Annotated in this window: 10 protein-coding genes and 1 rRNA gene; 4 read left to right on the plus strand and 7 right to left on the minus strand. The window is 37.0% G+C overall.

What is annotated here, in order from left to right; translation table 11 throughout:
• The first annotated feature begins 14 nt into the window (after positions 1–14).
• Positions 15–125: ribosomal RNA gene (gene rrf, locus DHU68_RS11235) — 5S ribosomal RNA — on the plus strand.
• Between the two features lie 249 nt (positions 126–374).
• Here rrf and DHU68_RS11240 read toward each other — a convergent pair.
• The 3 genes from DHU68_RS11240 to DHU68_RS11250 all read right to left on the minus strand — a co-directional run bounded on the left by DHU68_RS11240 (position 375) and on the right by DHU68_RS11250 (position 6,628).
• Positions 375–1,565: an aspartyl protease family protein gene (locus tag DHU68_RS11240; RefSeq protein WP_108823095.1), complete on the minus strand. Its 1,191-nt coding sequence runs from the start codon at positions 1,563–1,565 to the stop codon at positions 375–377.
• A gap of 171 nt (positions 1,566–1,736) precedes the next feature.
• Positions 1,737–5,960: an acyl-CoA dehydratase activase-related protein gene (locus DHU68_RS11245; protein ID WP_255412491.1), complete on the minus strand. Its 4,224-nt coding sequence runs from the start codon at positions 5,958–5,960 to the stop codon at positions 1,737–1,739.
• A gap of 20 nt (positions 5,961–5,980) precedes the next feature.
• Complete coding sequence (locus DHU68_RS11250) at positions 5,981–6,628, minus strand: TetR/AcrR family transcriptional regulator (protein ID WP_108823097.1); 648 nt, start codon at positions 6,626–6,628, stop codon at positions 5,981–5,983.
• 183 nt (positions 6,629–6,811) lie between these two features.
• Between DHU68_RS11250 and DHU68_RS11255 the strand changes: the two genes are divergently transcribed.
• Positions 6,812–7,933, plus strand: coding sequence for a glycosylase (locus DHU68_RS11255; RefSeq protein ID WP_108823230.1), 1,122 nt, complete (start codon positions 6,812–6,814; stop codon positions 7,931–7,933).
• Positions 7,934–7,942: 9 nt separating this feature from the next.
• On the opposite strand, the gene kdsB is transcribed toward DHU68_RS11255, so the two are convergent.
• The gene (gene kdsB / locus DHU68_RS11260) at positions 7,943–8,689 is read right to left on the minus strand and encodes a 3-deoxy-manno-octulosonate cytidylyltransferase (RefSeq protein ID WP_108823098.1); all 747 of its coding nucleotides are present in this window, start codon (positions 8,687–8,689) and stop codon (positions 7,943–7,945) included.
• Positions 8,690–8,791: 102 nt separating this feature from the next.
• Here kdsB and DHU68_RS11265 point away from each other — a divergent pair, with 102 nt between their 5' ends.
• On the plus strand, positions 8,792–9,904 hold the full coding sequence (locus DHU68_RS11265) for a glycoside hydrolase family protein (protein WP_108823099.1): 1,113 nt from the start codon (positions 8,792–8,794) through the stop codon (positions 9,902–9,904).
• 70 nt (positions 9,905–9,974) lie between these two features.
• The gene (locus DHU68_RS11270; protein WP_108823100.1) at positions 9,975–10,355 is read left to right on the plus strand and encodes a 2-amino-4-hydroxy-6-hydroxymethyldihydropteridine diphosphokinase; all 381 of its coding nucleotides are present in this window, start codon (positions 9,975–9,977) and stop codon (positions 10,353–10,355) included.
• Here the strand turns inward: DHU68_RS11270 and DHU68_RS11275 are convergent.
• The 3 genes from DHU68_RS11275 to DHU68_RS11285 form a co-directional block, all read right to left on the minus strand.
• Positions 10,350–11,210: a beta-1,6-N-acetylglucosaminyltransferase gene (locus DHU68_RS11275; protein WP_108823101.1), complete on the minus strand. Its 861-nt coding sequence runs from the start codon at positions 11,208–11,210 to the stop codon at positions 10,350–10,352. The two genes, DHU68_RS11270 and DHU68_RS11275, sit on opposite strands and share 6 nt — an antisense overlap.
• A gap of 91 nt (positions 11,211–11,301) precedes the next feature.
• Positions 11,302–13,242, minus strand: coding sequence for a membrane protein insertase YidC (gene yidC, locus DHU68_RS11280; protein WP_108823102.1), 1,941 nt, complete (start codon positions 13,240–13,242; stop codon positions 11,302–11,304).
• 42 nt (positions 13,243–13,284) lie between these two features.
• Entirely contained in the window at positions 13,285–14,895 is a 1,611-nt protein-coding gene (locus DHU68_RS11285) for a CTP synthase (RefSeq protein WP_108823103.1), read from the minus strand.
• Positions 14,896–15,035: the final 140 nt, after the last annotated feature.

Raw genomic sequence — 15,035 nt, forward strand, 5'->3', positions numbered from 1 at the left:
CAACAGCAAGAAATTAAGGTGGTTATAACACTGAGGATCCACCTCTTCCCATTCCGAACAGAGAAGTTAAGCTCAGTCGTGCCGATGGTACTGCATATTTGTGGGAGAGTAGGTAACCGCCGTTTTAGATCAGTAGCGTCTTTTAGTTTAACTAGAGGACGCTACTTTTTTTTGTATATATACCAACCACTACCACACCATAGATAGACTCTATCCTAATTCTACTACTATCTACACAAACACAAAGACTTTTTTCAGGTCAAAAAGGGAAATATAATGTTTTTGTTGATGCTAATATATTGATAGCTAATATTTTGTGTACAATCCAAACTTGTAGCGCAATATCTTGGTATACAGGTGTTTATACTTCTGTGCTATAAAAGATATTTTGGAGTAAAGGAGATCTTTGATTCTTTTTCATTTCTGGTTATCGTTAATATAACTTTATCTCTATTTCTTAGTATATTATAAAATTCACTATCAGTAAGTCCTCCAATATCTTTATTATTAATCTTAATAATTGTATCTCCTAACTGAAGTCCATTTTGATGTGCTTCAGATTGATAATAAATTGATTCGACAGTAGCAAAATCACTCCTCTTCATGGCATAAAAACCTGTGAGGGTAGAATTGAACGGTTCTTTATACTTGTTGTTCTGTGATAGATATAGCCTATTGTTTTTATAATCAATGGCATAGTTGAATCGATCCAGCACTTGATTGCCTAATAGCCCATCATACTCAGTCTTTGAAAATGCTCCTAAAGTATCTATAGAATATGATAAAAGAGGATTATGTAAGCTACACTCACCTATGCTCATCGAAGAAGCTCTAAATTCTCCACCATTAGAATTACCTCCTAATGCACCGCCGTGGAGAATAGTATATGTTATACTATTTTCAATATTTCCTTTTATTGTCTTATAAAAAGGTGTGTTGAATATGACAGACTCTCCGCAACCTAAGTCCATCAGCAGTCTAGGTTCAACCATTGTGTTTTCAGTTAGCCATATTTTAAGAGGAAAATATATTCGTCCATCATCGTATTCGAATGGAATTTCTATATTATAATCCTTTTTATTTACAGAAGGAGTGATAGATAGTGTCAAATTTTCATTATCAACACATAACACCTGATTTTTTATGAATTCATTTCCTATAATACCCGCAATATCATCGCCATTGATATCTGTTAATTTAAAAATGGGGATATCTGTGAAAGTATGAATATAGCTATCGCTTATAGTTACTTTTATAGAATCTTTCAATAGAGAAATCTCTTTGTAATCTGTACTTCCTGCACCTCGCATTCTCACTGTTTCAGAGGCAAGTATTGCTAGAGATTTGTGTTTATTTAAAAAAGTACTATCCAGATATAGTCCATCTGCTCCGGTATCGAAAACGAAGCGTCCCTCAATGCTATCATTTAGTACAGCCTTAATATAAAAACAGCCATCTTTTTCGAATGGAATCGTATTATTATCATTCTTTTTTGTACAAGAAGAACTGAAAACTATAAATAAACATGTAAGTATTTGCTTGTAAGGGAGTCGTAGTTTTTGCATAATATAGATAATAATGGTTAGTCTGGTTTATTCAGGCTTTTAAATATAGTAAGTAAATTCTGTTTCCTATTATCTTAATGTATGTAAAAGACATAATTAAGCTTGTTTATCGAAAATAAAAGCGGCTAAGATTAATCCTAGCCGCTTTTATTATTTTATTTGAACGGATATTTATATCATGAAGTGTAAACGATTCTGCAAGTTTACTTCAGCTATACCTCCATCTATATCAAGATAAAGAATATTCATGTTTGGATAAATTTCTTTAATTCTTTTTTCTACACCTTTAGCCACAATGTGATTGGCAATACATCCGAATGGCTGTAAACAAACCACCTTATTAACTCCTTTTCTTGCGTAGTGAGCAATCTCTCCCGGAATCAACCAGCCTTCTCCAAATTGATTAGAAAGGCTTAATACTTCGGATGCCGCTTCTGCCTTGGCATATATGGATTCCGATGCCTCATAGAATTTGAATTTACTCAGAATCTTTTCTGCTTTCTTGACCTTACCGTTGATATACCACCAAATAAGAGGCTTTAAAGTTTTAGAGAAAATACTCTCCTGATCTAATCCATTATCGGTATTTACCTTGCTGTTAACAAAGAACTGCATAAGGAAATCTAATAAAGGAGGAGTAGATACTTCTACATTTTGAGAGCGCAACCATTCTGAGATATTAGCCTGAGCATAATTATTATACTTCACAAATATTTCTCCAATCAGACCGACTTTAGAATATTTTTTGTCGTAAATAAGAATATTGTTAAAGTCTTCTACTGCTTCTTTTAGCAGCTTGAAAAGGATCTTCGGATTATTTGCACGTGCGGCATCTATTCCTCTTTCTATATAGAAATTAAATAAGTCTAAAGAAGCTCCTTCTTTTTTCTCTCTGACTGATATAGCGCTGTGCATTTGTTGTAAACCATCTCCATAAAGTACAAGAGGAATAGCAAGCTTTGCTATCTTTTTCCATTCGAGAGAGAATTCACTTTCTCCATTCTGGTATGTTTCTCCAGAGCTTAAAGCAATGACGGGTATGTCGTTAAAGCCCGCATTTATAAGTCCATTTTTGATCTGGGCAATATAGTTTGTGGCGCGACATTGACCTCCGGTTTGAGTAATAGCCAATACAACATCTTTAACATCGTATTGTCCCGATTCTAATGTTTTTATTATATCACCTAAAACAAGGGTAGAAGGATAACATACTTCATTGTTCCCGTACATCAAACCTAGGTCTGCAGATATTTTATCCGATTTAGGAAGGTTTTCTACTTTCAGACCTAGCAACTCTCCTAAGGCTGGGGCAAAAGGCGAAATAAAGTCGCAAAGCCACGGAATCAATATTGTTTTATTGCCATCCTTAGCCTTCTTGTAAGGGACAGAATAGCCAGAATAACTACCATTTTCAGTAGTGTCAATATCTTTAACCGCTTTCAAGGATTCTACCAACGAACGAAGGCGCAAGCGTATAGATCCGGGGCTGGCAATTTCATCTATCCTCAATACGGTGATATTTTTGCCGCTTGCTTTTAATATATCACGTGTCTCGTCCATAAAGAAAGAGTCGGGTCCGCAACCAAAAGAATTTAATTGTATCAGTTGAATGTTCTGAGGAAGTTTGGCTACCTCCATTGCTGCTTGTACTACACGGTTAGGATAAGACCATTGAGAAATAATATTGAGTTTGCCGAAGCCTTGACTTTCAGGTTTTCGGAATACGTCATCAGTCAAAACTGTTACTCCCAAATCTGATAATATTTGTCCCACTTTCTGATGGATAAGAGGGTCGGTATGATAAGGTCTTCCTGCTACAACGAAAAGATATTCGCCAGACTTGACAGCATTATCCAATAATTCTTTCTGGAAATCGTATAATTCGTGTTTCAGCGAATCTTTAGTTTTTAATGCTTTCTCAAAAGCAATTTCGAAAACAGATTTGGAAACCCCTAATCTGGATAGGTAGTCGAAACATCCTTTATATAAAGCCTTATCGCTGCTGAAAGTAATAACCGGTTTGTCATACGGTATGCCATGACGAATTTCCGGATCGATAGAACTTCTGATAACGTCAGGGTATCCACTTACTACAGGACAGTTGAAAGAATTAGAAGATTGTCCAAACTCTTTTTCTTCTTTTGGTACGATCGGATAAAATATTCGATCTACTTTTTGTTCGATAAGAGCCAGAATATGTCCGTGAACAAGTTTCGCAGGGAAACAGATATTATCAGACATCACACCTCCTACTCCTTTTTGATAGAGAGGGAAAGTTGATTCGGGTGATAATCTTACATTAAAACCGCATTCGGTCAATAGCGTATGCCAAAAAGGATAATTATCGAACATATTCAATACACGAGGTATGCCGATTGTTTTTCCTTTCTCAATGTTTTCGGCTCTTACAGGTCTGTTGAAAAGAATATCGTTTTTCGTATCAAAGGCATTATAGCCCTCTTTTCGTTCTGTATTTTTATTGAAAAAAACTTTTTCGCATTTATTACCTGCATAGCTAATATTGCCATTATTGAACTTGAAACGGAGAACCGAGCAAAGATTTGTACAGCCTTTGCAAATCAGCTCTCGTGTATCAATTGTACTTAAATCGAAGAGCGATTCCTTACCAGAGAAAGAAGTCTCTTTATTTCCTTTTTCCCACAAACGCTGTGAATACAGGGCAGCACCTAAAGCACCCATCAGCTCAGGATGGTCGGTAGAACTTACCTTCTTGCCCGAAAGCATTTCCAATGCCCGATAGACAGCATCGTTTCGGAATGTTCCTCCTTGTACGACGATATGCTCTCCAAGTAGTTTAAGATTGGATATTTTAAGTACTTTAAAGAGACAATTCTTTACTACAGAATAAGCCAATCCGGCTGCTATATCATCATTCCCGGCATTCTCCCTTAAAGATTGTTTTACCTTAGAATTCATGAAAACTGTACAGCGAGACCCCAAGTCACTCGGATATTTAGCTAAACAAGCCGCTTTGGTAAAATCGGCAAGACTCATGTTCAGATTAGAGGCGAAGTTTTGTAAGAAAGATCCGCAGCCGGCCGAGCAAGCTTCATTTAGCTCAATATTAGATATAATGCTATTGTTTATAAAAATGGACTTCATATCTTGTCCACCAATATCAAGAACGAAAGAAACGTTCGGGTCTACATACTGTGCTCCTGATAGGTGAGCAATTGTTTCTACAATGCCATAATCAAGTCCTAAGGCCGATTTCATAAGATCTTCTCCGTATCCTGTAGCAGCTGAAGAAAGGAATTTGACTGTAACTCCTTTTTCTTCGGCTTCTTTGAAGAATACAGAAAGCCCTTCCATCACTTTTTTCAGCGGATTACCTTCGTTGTTTCCGTAAAACTTATAGATAATATTCGCGTCAGTATCCATCACTACAATCTTCGATGTTGTAGATCCGGAGTCTATACCTAAGAAGCACTCAATATATTTATCCTCGCCCAGTGATTTAAACTGTAGTTGTTTTATATTTCTGTTCGCATCCCACTCTATATATTCAAGTTCATCTTTGAATAGAGGCTCAAGAGCATCGCTATGATTGGAAGTGGTCGATTCTGACAGTTTATCAATTAATGTTGATAAGTCAATAGCTGTCTCAACTTCCCTTTTATATAATGCTGCGCCCCAAGCAGGAAAGAACTCCCCGTTTTCGGGAACAATAAGATCTTCATCTTGTATATTAAGTACATCGCGGAAAGCATTTCTCAGTGCCGGGATAAAAGTTAGAGGTCCTCCAATACAGATAACTTTAGGAATGATATCGCATCCGCGTGCCAGAGTTGTTACCGACTGTAAGGCTACGGCATGCAGTATGGATGCAGATATGTCAGCAACTGGTATATTCCGGCTAATAAGGTTCTGTACATCTGTTTTGGCAAATACTCCACAGCGCGAAGCGATAGGTAGAATCTTTTCATAACTAAGAGCTTGAACTCCCAGTTCGTCAACAGTAATATTCATCAGGCTCGCCATCTGATCGATGAAAGCACCTGTACCACCAGCACAGCTACCATTCATTCTTATATCAGGGTGGCGCCCTTCGCTGAAGAAAACCATTTTCGCATCTTCTCCACCCAGATCAATAAGAGTGTGAGCTTCCGGATATACATTCTTGACTACTTCTACTGCTGCTACTACTTCCTGAACAAAAGAAATACCAACACGCTCTCCTATACCCATTCCGGCCGATCCGGATATGTTTATTTTAAATGTTGCATCAGGAAATTTCTCCGACGCTTTTTTAAGTTCGGTAACCAACGTTTGCTGTATATTAGCTTGATGTCTTGTATATGCCTTATATAATATTTGGGCTTGCTCATCTACGATGATAAGTTTGACTGTGGTAGATCCCACGTCTATTCCCATTCTGTATTGTAGTTTAACCATTATTTATTATGTGATGTAGTTGTGTAATCTATAGGTTTTAATGCATTGAGAGTGAACTCGATGACGTATTTTTCATGATTCGATATCAATTCATTGTATAAAGACTGAGGTATTTCCATCAGTGTCATAGCCATTTTACCAAACATAAAAGGGAACATACACATTGATAGTACATTCAGTAAAAAGTCGGCAGCAGGAGTCTCTCTTATTATTCCTTTTTGGATAGCTTCTTCCATACGCTCTTCTATTTTAGTAAAAGCATTGTATGGATTTCTTTTCTTTATTCTGTTTGTCAGTCCCTCGGGATTCAGGCTAACTTCATTTAATATGAATGTTGCTATTTGAGGGTATTCGAATAGGAGTTCATAGTAGGTATGAATCCAAGATTCTATTAATTCCAAAAAAGGGAGGTCTGATGAAATTGTTTCGAATATTCTTTTCGTAAAAACATCCAGAGTCTCTTCGAATACAATTTCAAAAAGATTGTATTTAGACTGAAAATAGTAGTTTACCATTGCTACGTTCGTTCCCGAAGCTTTGGCTATATCTCTTACGCTAGTCCCTTTGTATCCGTTCTTGATAAAGAGTTCTCGGGCTTCGTTGAGAATTCTTTCTTTTACTTCTGTGCATTCTTCTCTGTTAAACATCTGTTCTAAACGCTTGTTTAAAAGGTAAAAGTAAAAAAGTTTTTTTTATTAAACAAGTGTTTAAACAACTTATAAGACTTTATATATGTTGGTTAAGTTTGCTTTTTTATTAAATTTGTTGATAGCCCTTATCCTGTCATATTAATACTTTGGAAAATAAGCATAACCTTAAGATTGATGAAAATGAAAAATAGTAACTGTAGTTGTTCTACATTTTTTATTCTGGTTTGTATCCTTTTCTTCTTAGGCTGTAAGAAAAAAAATAGTGAGTCAAAGCCAATAATAGTATCCGATGAAGTGATGAATAAGGTTTATGAAGAAATAAAAACACCTTATAAATATGGCTTAGTTCTGCTTCCGGAAAACAGTTCTAAAATGGTAGATAGCCCTAGCATTTTCAAAGTTGGGGATAAATGGTACATGACTTATATCGTATTTGATGGAAGAGGTTATGAAACTCTTTTGGCTATAAGTGATAACTTGCTGGATTGGACGAGTCAGGGGAAATTAATGTCATTTACAGAAAATACTTGGGATGCTAATCAAAAAGCAGGATATATTGCCTTGCAAGATTTTACTTGGGGCGGAACATATGAGGTTAATAAATATGATAACAAATATTGGATGTCTTACCTTGGTGGGGCAACAGAAGGCTATGAAGCTGGAATATTAGGAATAGGTATTGCCAATACGGATAATCTCACAATGGCTAAAGAATGGAATCGGATGAAAGAACCGGTAATGCTGCCTTCGGACAGCGATGCTCGATGGTACGATAATTATACCATCTATAAAAGCTCAATAATATATGATAAAGATAAGACTTTGGAATATCCCTTTGTGATGTTTTACAACGCAAAAAATAAGGAAGATGAAAGTTCAGGTCATCAGGTGGCTGAGCGTATTGCTTTGGCTGTATCTGATGATATGGTTACTTGGAAACGATATGGAGACGAGCCTGTAATTGATCATAAATCAGGTATTAGTGGAGATGCTTATATAACGAAAATGGATGATCTTTGGGTAATGTTTTATTTCGGAGCATTTTGGAAGCCTCAGGCTTTTGAACGTTTCGCTTGCTCATATGATTTAAAGAATTGGACAGTATGGGAAGGAGAAGATTTAATCTCGCCATCGGAAGATTATGATAATACATTTGCTCATAAACCATGCGTGATCAAACACGATGGAGTTGTATACCATTTTTACAATGCAGTAGCATATAATAATGGAGTAGAAGAGCGCACTATTGCTCTTGCTACATCCCGGGATTTAGGAAAGAGTAGATTGATATTCCCTGAATAGTTTTTACTGTTACGCTTGAAAATGTTGTAGTGCTTTCTCCATGTCTTCGGGAGTGTCGATTCCTATTGTTTCTACATTGGTGTAGCCTACGCGAATTTTGTATCCGTTTTCTATCCAGCGAAGCTGTTCAAGCGATTCTGCTTTTTCTAACGAAGATTGTGGAAGTTGAGTTATTTCTTTCAATACATCATATCGATATGCGTACATGCCAATGTGTTTATAAAAGGTATGTTTGTCGAGCCATTCCGTATGGTGTACATCCCGAATATAAGGAACAACGGAGCGGCTGAAATAGATGGCTTCATTTTTCTTATTTATCACCACTTTAGGAGAATTAGGATTGAACAACACATCGAAGCCATCTTCTTTCTTGAATGGTTTTACCAATGTTGCCAATTGTACATCTTTGCTGTCGAAACAGTCTTTGAGCGCTTCTATTTGTTCCGGCTGTATGAATGGTTCATCCCCTTGTACATTTATAATAACATCAAAAGGCTCGTTTATTGTAGAATATGCCTCTTGGATGCGGTCTGTTCCGCTTTTGTGATCAGGAGAAGTCATAACGGCTTTCCCTCCAAACGCAAGAACAGTATCAAAAATTCGGGTATCGTCAGTTGCCACCCACACATCGTCAATGGCTTTTTTTACTTGTTCGTAAACACGTTGTATCATCGGTTTGCCATTCATGTCGGCCAGTGGTTTTCCCGGGAATCGGGTAGATGCATAACGTGCAGGTATGATAGCTATAAATTTCATAACGGAGTATTATTTTTTACAAATTTAGAAAATAAAACCATTTAAATTTTACTAGCTAAGAATCTATCTCTATTTTTATAAGAATACCTTAAAAATCAGAATATGCATACTTCTCGTCGAGCTTTTATCAAACAATTGGCATTGGGTACGCTTGCTGTATCTCAGTCGAACAAGATATTCGCCAATAATACCTCAGGTGCATTTATTGATAAATTGCTTCCTGCTCCTGTTGGTGCAGGCTTTGAAATGGGAGATTACTGGGTATGGGGCTCTTCGGTGATAAAAGGGGATGATGGTAAATACCATATGTTTGCCGATAGATGGGAGAAAGCGATAGGATTTCAGGGTTGGGTTTCCAATTCTCAGGTAGTACATGCTGTATCTGATACACCCGAAGGGCCGTATCAGTTTTCGGATGTAGCTTTACCCGTAAGAGGTGCTGCTTTTTTTGACGGACTAGTCACTCACAATCCGAGAGTAATTTATTTCAAAGGAAAATACGATCTATATTATTTCGGGACAACATATGATTTCCCAGTTCCAACAGCTGGCACAGTATGGCAAGATGATTGGTTTGAGCGGGCATGGATGAATAAACGAATAGGGGTTGCGTGGTCTGATTCGCTCTATGGCCCTTGGCATCGGTCTGATAAACCGGTAATAGAACCTCGCCCCGGAAAATGGGATGCTACAATAACAACTAATCCTTCTCCGGTGGTTAATCCTATTACCGGAAAGATTCTCCTTATGTATAAATCTTCGCCTGTTAATTCAGCTCCTCCTCTACTGTTAGGTGTGGCAGAAGCTGATGATCCTCTGGGAGAATACAGGCGTCTGTCGGATGATCCTATATTTCGTTTCGATACTGCCGACAATAAAGACAACGATGTGGAAGATCCTTTCGTTTGGCATAATGGTAAGTATTACGAACTGATTATGAAAGATCGTTTTGGTCATATTTGTGGAGAAGATGGAGGAGGAATACATGCTACATCAGAGAATGGTATAGACTGGAAGTTATCTGATCTGGTGAAGGCTTATTCTCGCAAAGTGAAATGGAATGATGGGAGAGAGATACTTCAAGCAAATTTTGAGCGTCCGTTCCTTTTATTTGAGGATGGTGAGCCAACGCATCTTTTTGCAGCTACAGGTATAGGACCTAGCCCATGGAATTTTGAGAAAACATGGAATATGGTAATCCCTCTGAAAAAATAATATTCTTATGCTATAAGTTCTGTATCTATACCTCTCTATTTAGAAAATGAGATGTATATTTGCATGAATTATGAATAAAGCTTTACTCAGCATAGGAACAAATGAAGACCGAGATCGTAACCTGGATCTTTGTCATCAGCTATTGGAGAAGCAGTTCCTATTTATTGCTTATTCTAAAACATCTATGACTGTTCCTTATGGAAATTCTTATAAATCGGATTTTCTTAATCAGTTAGCTTTCATTTATACTGATAAAGAAAAGGATGAAGTTGTATCTCTTTTGAAATCGATAGAAAAAGAAATCGGGCGAAGCAATGGAGATAAAGAAAAAGGGATAGTAAAGATAGATGTAGATCTGATTGTCTGGAACGAAGAAGTGGTGAAACCTACGGATATATCACGTAGTTATGTGTCCGATCTGTTGCCTAGTTTAGAGGAAGCTTTACTATAGCCAAAGTTCTTTTTTTATCTTTTCTGTAATCTCCTTGCTGTTGTTGTCGAATTTTCGAGCAAAATAAGGGAATCGTTGCCTATATTCATCGTTAAATTCAATCGTTTTTTTGAGAAACTCAATGTGTCTCTCTTCTATTATGGCAGGAGGGTTTTCCACTTCCCAGTCTGTGTATGTCAGGCTTGCAGCAGTATGTTCCATGAAAGGCGAATTACCTATAATAGTTTGAAAAAAGGCTTCGTCAGGCACAAGAGTATGTTTAAAGAATTGCTCATACCTTTTATCTTCTTCCACTATTTTAAGGATGTACTGGATACATTTATTTGTCAGCGCAAACCATTGCGTACCAGCGTATAGCTTGAAAGGAGCTTTTCTTTTTATCTTCAGTTTCTTCAGCAAAACTTCTGTTAAGAATAGTGGGTTATAAGGCTTAAGGTTTCGACGATTGTAGTCGAAATAAAAATACTCGTAACGTAGGATAGGCTTGAATGGCGCAGGTACGGGTGCAATATCAATATATTCTTTTCCTTTTTCTAGCTGCTCTAATAAAAAAGACTTCTTTCTTATGGGATAATCCACACCGCTGATGAGTATGTAATAGTCAGCCTTAGGTGAGCTCTCTATGGCATATTCTATCAAGGCAAGTGTTGCTTCTATCATCGTATAGCCGCCCCAGTTTATATCTATGCGAGTGGGGATTATATGAATGTTGTCTTGAGCCTGAATAGTGTATTGGCTCACTTTTTTGTCAATATGAATATAAAAGGAATTTTCATCCGAATCATTGAGGCTATCAATCATACGGTTTAGGTGGTCGAAGTTGTTGTGAGCTAAAATCAGATAACAAATATTCATATCAACGGAAATAGTTCATTCAAATACAAATGTAAATAAAAAAGGTTATCCTGCGAGAATAACCTTTTTTATATCATATTTAATTTAAGTCTTATCTTTTTCTTTTTGTACTATTTGTCTTGTTCTTGTCTTTCAATTGCTGTTGTTGGATGCGTTGTGCTTCCTCCAAGCGAGCCATAAACCCTGATTTCTTTTTAGGTTTAGCTTTGTTTGCTTCTAGTCTGGCTAATACTTTCTTTTCATCTATAATGAAGCGGAAAGCAATAGTTAATAGAATTGTGATCAACAATGATAAGAAATAGTAATATGTCAATCCGGAAGGATAATCATTCAATAAGAATAGGAATATTACAGGCATCAGGTACATCATCCATTTCATACCAGGCATTTGCTGTTGTCCTGTATTGGTCATCTCCATATTGAATTTTGTATAAACAATATTGGTGATGGTCATCAGAATACAGAATAAACTGATATGAGTCATCCCGATTAGCGGAATAGGTGTTGTCCATTCTACGATAGCATCATATGTGGAAAGGTCTGTTGCCCACAAGAAGCTTTGTTGACGAAGTTCGATTGCATTAGGGAAAAACTGGAATAAAGCAATCAATATAGGCATCTGTAGAAGCATAGGGAAACAGCCACTCAGCGGATTTACCCCGACTTTACTATACAGCGCCATTGTAGCTTGTTGTTTTTCCATTGCTTGTTCCTGCTTAGGAAATTTAGCATTGATCTCTTCTACTTGCGGGCGAAGAACACGCATTTTTGCAGAAGAAAGGAATGATTTATATGTCAATGGAGCAATAACAATCTTAACGATAAGAGTCAGTAAGAAGATTACAAGTCCCATAGACATTCCTGTGTCGCTAAGGAAGTTAAAGATAGGAACAACAAATAATTGATTCACCCATCTGAATATAGTCCAACCTAGTGGAACTAATTGTCCAAGATCTAACTTCTGGCTACTGTTATTTATTGCATCATCATAACGCTCTAGTGTAGAAAGATCCATTGGTCCAAGGTAGAATGAGAAACCTGTCGAAATAGAACCTGAGTTCATATCAACTTTTCCCGGAACGAATAGTCTTGCATCACATGTTTTTAAATATTCGCTGTTTTCGTTTGTTTGAAGTACGCGAGAATCTAATAATGCGATGTCTATTTTTTCATCAGCTATAAGTATAGGAGCAAAGAACTGGTTTTTAAATGCAACCCATTTAGTAGGTTCTTTTAGTTCTACTTGTTCATTTTTATCCGAACTAAGCTCGTTTACATCGTCATTTAAGTATTTGTAATAGATATGAGAGTAGCGTTGCTCATTCTTGAAGCTTTTCTCTTGACGACGCATCTTGTGAGCCCAATGTATTTCAAATATATCAGCCTTGTCTCTGTCTAGCATTGGGTGAAGCCCTACCATGTTGATGTCATACTTCAACAAGTAGTCATCGTCAGTCAGCTTGTAAATGAATTCAATGAACTGATTGTCTGAATAAGCAAATCGCATAATAAGCGAGTTCTTGTCTTGTGTCTTTGTAGGAGTAAAGATAAGATCGCTTGTGCTTAGTATTTTGTTCTGCTTGTTCGTTAAAAGAAGAGCAAAGTCTCCATCATTATTGAAAATATAAAGAGAGTCTCCGTCGTAACGTTTATAGTTTTTCAGCTGAGCACTTACCATTTTACCACCCTTGGTCGAAAGTGTTACTTTTACTTTATTGTTTTCAAGGGTAATGAGCTCTTCATTCTTATTGTTTACAGCAGGTAAAGAATCTGTAGTACTCCTTACTAGAGAGTCTGTTGGCTGAGTAGTAGCAAAAAAACTGTCAAGCGAATCGCTTTCCTTTTTCTCCTCTGCTAACTTCTCGTTGGTAAAGTCTCTGGCCTGTTGTTGAGTTTGAGCGTATTCAATAGAATCTTTTCTGAATTGCTCTTTTTGGCGGGCAATTTCTTCTTCCGAAGGCTTGTTAAGTAGCGTGAATCCAATGATTACTGCCGCTATCAGCACAAACCCGGTGATCATATTCTTGTCCATTTATTGCTTTGTCTTAATTAGTTATGTCCTTTCTTACTATTATTATTTCTTTTTGCTGTCTACTACAGCCTTGATGAAGCTTAAAAATAATGGATTAGGATTAACAACAGTACTGTTGTATTCCGGATGGAATTGTACACCTAAATACCATTTGTTTTGAGGTACTTCTACAACCTCAACCAGTTCCATGTCAGGATTAATACCTGTACACTTCATGCCATGTTTTTCGAAATCTTCTTTGTAATCGCTGTTGAATTCGAAACGGTGGCGATGACGTTCTTCTATCATTTTTTTACCATAGGCTTTGTATACAAGCGAGTCTTTTTCAAGCTCACATTTGTAAGCACCTAAGCGCATTGTTCCTCCCATATTGGTAATATTCTTTTGTTCTTCCATCAAGTCTATTACTTTAAATGGTGTATGAGGATTCATTTCAGTCGAATTTGCCTCTTCAAGTCCCAAGACATTGCGAGCATATTCAATAACCATGCATTGCATACCTAGGCAAATTCCAAAAGTAGGAACATCTTTTTCACGCGCATATTTCAATGCATGTAATTTTCCTTCAAGACCTCTTTGTCCAAATCCAGGAGCAATAAGTATGCCATCCATTGAAGAAAGAGTGCTTTCTACATTTTCGGCAGTTAACTTGTCCGAAAGGATAAATTGCAGATCCAGTTTCTGACCGTTATATATAGCTGCTTGCAGCAATGATTCGTTGATTGATTTGTATGCATCAGGAAGTTCAACATATTTTCCAACCAAGCCGATGCGAACAGTATCTTTAGCTTGCGCCTTTTTGTCTAAGAAGTCGCGCCAGTTTTTCATTTCCGGCTTTTCTCCTATTGGCATGCCCAGTTTACGAAGGATGGTCTCATCCATGTTCTGAGCCTGCATGTTTAACGGAACTTCGTATATCGTAGGTACATCTACCGATTGTATTACAGCATCAACTTCTACATTACAGAACAATGCAACCTTGCGTAAGATATCTTTATTCAAAGGCTGTTCTGTACGAAGAACTAGTATGTCCGGTTGTAAACCTTCCGATTGTAGTTGTTTTACAGAGTGTTGAGTTGGTTTTGTTTTTACTTCTTTAGCAGCTGCTATGTAAGGTACATAAGTAAGGTGTACACATAGGCAGTTTTTACCAAGTTCCCAACGCAATTGACGAACGCTTTCGATAAAAGGAAGAGATTCTATGTCTCCCACTGTTCCTCCTATTTCAGTAATAACGAAATCATAATCATATTTCGTTCCAAGCATCTTGATATTGCGCTTGATCTCATCTGTGATGTGAGGTACAATCTGAACAGTCTTTCCAAGATAATCTCCTTTACGTTCTTTGTTTATAACGTTTTGATAGATACGCCCAGTTGTTATATTGTTATCTTTATGCGTTGGCTGGTTCAGGAAACGCTCATAATGGCCTAAGTCTAGGTCGGCTTCGTGTCCGTCAACAGTAACATAGCATTCGCCATGCTCGTAAGGGTTTAGAGTTCCCGGGTCGATATTGATATACGGATCCAGTTTTTGAATTGTAACTTTATAACCTCTTGCCTGCAACAATTTGCCTAACGATGAGGCAATGATTCCCTTTCCCAGAGAAGAAATAACTCCTCCTGTAACAAAAATATACTTAGTATTAGCCACGTTTTTACGTATTTAATTTTTTTAGATTCCAAAAAGAAAGCACAAAAGTACGAAAAATATTTATGTTTTTTGATTGTCTATGTAAGTAGTTGGGTTAAAATCTCTTTATTTTTTATCTTTGTTTTACTCTTACCTAAAAT

Origin of the sequence: Dysgonomonas sp. Marseille-P4361, assembly GCF_900343125.1 — a bacterium.
Classification (GTDB): Bacteria; Bacteroidota; Bacteroidia; order Bacteroidales; family Dysgonomonadaceae; genus Dysgonomonas.

What these genes read in the sequence shown, in the direction of transcription:
- DHU68_RS11240 (WP_108823095.1), bottom strand. Translation starts at nt 1,565, where the DNA reads ATGCAAAAACTACGACTCCCTTACAAGCAAATACTTACATGTTTATTT.
- DHU68_RS11245 (WP_255412491.1), bottom strand. Translation starts at nt 5,960, where the DNA reads ATGGGAATAGACGTGGGATCTACCACAGTCAAACTTATCATCGTAGAT.
- DHU68_RS11250 (WP_108823097.1), bottom strand. Translation starts at nt 6,628, where the DNA reads ATGTTTAACAGAGAAGAATGCACAGAAGTAAAAGAAAGAATTCTCAAC.
- DHU68_RS11255 (WP_108823230.1), top strand. Translation starts at nt 6,812, where the DNA reads ATGAAAAATAGTAACTGTAGTTGTTCTACATTTTTTATTCTGGTTTGT.
- kdsB (WP_108823098.1), bottom strand. Translation starts at nt 8,689, where the DNA reads ATGAAATTTATAGCTATCATACCTGCACGTTATGCATCTACCCGATTC.
- DHU68_RS11265 (WP_108823099.1), top strand. Translation starts at nt 8,792, where the DNA reads ATGCATACTTCTCGTCGAGCTTTTATCAAACAATTGGCATTGGGTACG.
- DHU68_RS11270 (WP_108823100.1), top strand. Translation starts at nt 9,975, where the DNA reads ATGAATAAAGCTTTACTCAGCATAGGAACAAATGAAGACCGAGATCGT.
- DHU68_RS11275 (WP_108823101.1), bottom strand. Translation starts at nt 11,210, where the DNA reads ATGAATATTTGTTATCTGATTTTAGCTCACAACAACTTCGACCACCTA.
- yidC (WP_108823102.1), bottom strand. Translation starts at nt 13,242, where the DNA reads ATGGACAAGAATATGATCACCGGGTTTGTGCTGATAGCGGCAGTAATC.